This is a genomic window from Dokdonia sp. Hel_I_63 (genome assembly GCF_007827285.1).
In the GTDB taxonomy this organism is placed as follows: domain Bacteria; phylum Bacteroidota; class Bacteroidia; order Flavobacteriales; family Flavobacteriaceae; genus Dokdonia.
Map to the genome: position 1 here is coordinate 3,470,001 of NZ_VISD01000001.1, position 2,909 is coordinate 3,472,909.

General features: G+C 43.1%; 2 tRNA genes and 2 rRNA genes (1 of these 4 only partly in view). All 4 read right to left on the reverse strand.

Going from position 1 to position 2,909, the window contains the following annotated elements:
- Window positions 1-288 (reverse strand): 23S ribosomal RNA (locus tag JM84_RS15290) (it extends 2,538 nt beyond the left edge of the window).
- Between the two features lie 279 nt (window positions 289-567).
- Window positions 568-644 (reverse strand) — tRNA-Ala (locus JM84_RS15295).
- Between the two features lie 174 nt (window positions 645-818).
- A tRNA-Ile gene (locus tag JM84_RS15300) sits at window positions 819-892 on the reverse strand.
- 212 nt (window positions 893-1,104) lie between these two features.
- Window positions 1,105-2,626, reverse strand: a 16S ribosomal RNA gene (locus JM84_RS15305).
- Together the 16S and 23S rRNA genes with 2 tRNA genes alongside form the textbook arrangement of a ribosomal RNA operon.
- Window positions 2,627-2,909: the final 283 nt, after the last annotated feature.

Sequence of the window (2,909 nt, forward strand, 5' to 3'; positions counted from 1 at the left end):
CCTACAACCCCAGCAATGCCGTAACATTACTGGTTTGGGCTAATCCGCGTTCGCTCGCCACTACTAGCGGAATCACTATTGTTTTCTTCTCCTCCGGGTACTTAGATGTTTCAGTTCTCCGGGTTTGCCCCATTTCTGGTGATATATCTTCAATATACCGGGTTGCCCCATTCGGATATCTACGGATCAATTCTTGTGTGCAGATCCCCGTAGCTTTTCGCAGCTTATCACGTCCTTCATCGCCTCTGAGAGCCTAGGCATTCCCCATACGCCCTTAATTAGCTTATTGTACTTATTGCTCTTTTAAGGGCTTATGTATAAAATACATAAACCTTTATATTATAATGAGTTAATCATATTATATTCATATTCTTGCGTATATAACCGGCTAGGTTACATACGACTTCTCGTATTCTTTAATTATTTCCCAATATGTCAATGAACGTTTTCCCATAATCAGTATAAGATCTATGTAACTAAAAACGTATTGCACTCTCGTGAATCCTGTGTTTTTAAAAACTATATCCTTTATACCTAAGGATGATAACTACTATAAAGTAACTATCTTGGTGGAGAATATCGGAGTCGAACCGATGACCTCCTGCGTGCAAGGCAGGCGCTCTAGCCAGCTGAGCTAATCCCCCATTTTTATGAAATTCCGATGATGACATCAGTTTTCGAATGACGAAGTAATGATTCTCAACTTCTAAAATTTCCTTCAAAATGTAATACAATGAACATCACGATTTATTAAGCTTTCGCGAAAGCACAACTAACAATCAAACATATCTTTTAAAATATGCCTAGTTATTAACCAGTAGTCTCAGGCAGACTCGAACTGCCGACCTCTACATTATCAGTGTAGCGCTCTAACCAGCTGAGCTATGAGACTGTAATTAAACAATCTATAGTTGTTAAGTAATAGTCTTAAGTAAAAAACTCAATACTAAAGTCTAACTACTATTTACTTGTTTATTAAAATTAAATCGACAGCTATTGAAAACTAAAACCTATTTTGACCTTTCGGTCGTAAGTCGTTTGCTGTGTATTACTGGTATTGTTACATATAAATACATAACGCACAATAACAGGGACAAGCTCTAGAAAGGAGGTGTTCCAGCCGCACCTTCCGGTACGGCTACCTTGTTACGACTTAGCCCTAGTTACCAGTTTTACCCTAGGCCGCTCCTTACGGTGACGGACTTCAGGTACCCCCAGCTTCCATGGCTTGACGGGCGGTGTACAAGGCCCGGGAACGTATTCACCGGATCATGGCTGATATCCGATTACTAGCGATTCCAGCTTCATGGAGTCGAGTTGCAGACTCCAATCCGAACTGAGATAGGGTTTATAGATTCGCTCCTGGTCGCCCAGTGGCTGCTCTCTGTCCCTACCATTGTAGCACGTGTGTGGCCCAGGACGTAAGGGCCGTGATGATTTGACGTCATCCCCACCTTCCTCACGGTTTGCACCGGCAGTCTGGCTAGAGTTCCCGACATTACTCGCTGGCAACTAACCACAGGGGTTGCGCTCGTTATAGGACTTAACCTGACACCTCACGGCACGAGCTGACGACAACCATGCAGCACCTTGTAAATTGTCCGAAGAAAAAACTATCTCTAGTCCTGTCAATCTACATTTAAGCCCTGGTAAGGTTCCTCGCGTATCATCGAATTAAACCACATGCTCCACCGCTTGTGCGGGCCCCCGTCAATTCCTTTGAGTTTCATTCTTGCGAACGTACTCCCCAGGTGGGATACTTATCACTTTCGCTTAGTCACTCAGCCCGAAAGCCAAACAACTAGTATCCATCGTTTACGGCGTAGACTACCAGGGTATCTAATCCTGTTCGCTACCTACGCTTTCGTCCATCAGCGTCAATATATTGTTAGTGATCTGCCTTCGCAATCGGTATTCTATGTAATCTCTAAGCATTTCACCGCTACACTACATATTCTAACCACTTCACAATAATTCAAGACATACAGTATCAATGGCAATTCTATGGTTGAGCCACAGACTTTCACCACTGACTTATATGCCCGCCTACGGACCCTTTAAACCCAATGATTCCGGATAACGCTTGCACCCTCCGTATTACCGCGGCTGCTGGCACGGAGTTAGCCGGTGCTTATTCTTATGGTACCGTCATCAGTCTACACGTAGACCTTATTCTTCCCATATAAAAGTAGTTTACAACCCATAGGGCAGTCTTCCTACACGCGGCATGGCTGGATCAGAGTTGCCTCCATTGTCCAATATTCCTCACTGCTGCCTCCCGTAGGAGTCTGGTCCGTGTCTCAGTACCAGTGTGGGGGATCTCCCTCTCAGGACCCCTATCTATCGTAGTCTTGGTAAGCCGTTACCTTACCAACAAACTAATAGAACGCATAGTCATCTTATACCGCCGAAACTTTAATGTCCAAATGATGCCATTCAAACATACTATGGGGTATTAATCTTCGTTTCCAAAGGCTATCCCCCAGTATAAGGTAGATTCTATACGCGTTACGCACCCGTGCGCCGGTCGTCAGCAAGTAGCAAGCTACCTCTGTTACCCCTCGACTTGCATGTGTTAAGCCTGCCGCTAGCGTTCATCCTGAGCCAGGATCAAACTCTTCATCGTGTATTGTAAATAAATTTAACTCCTCACGACTCGAAATATCTGGTCAATAATAAACTTCTAGTTTTCAAATTCTTTGTAATAATACCCGAAGGTATTAATACGCGCTGTCAATTCAATAAATCAATGAACTTTCTCTACCACTATTAATAGCAGAAAACTCTTGTAAATGCTAAGGATTCGAACCTCAAATTAGAATAACTAATCTTCCAAAACATCTCAATAAAAACTTTTGAACTTCGCTAGATATGTTACTGTTTCTCTAAGCGGGTGCAAATATACAACT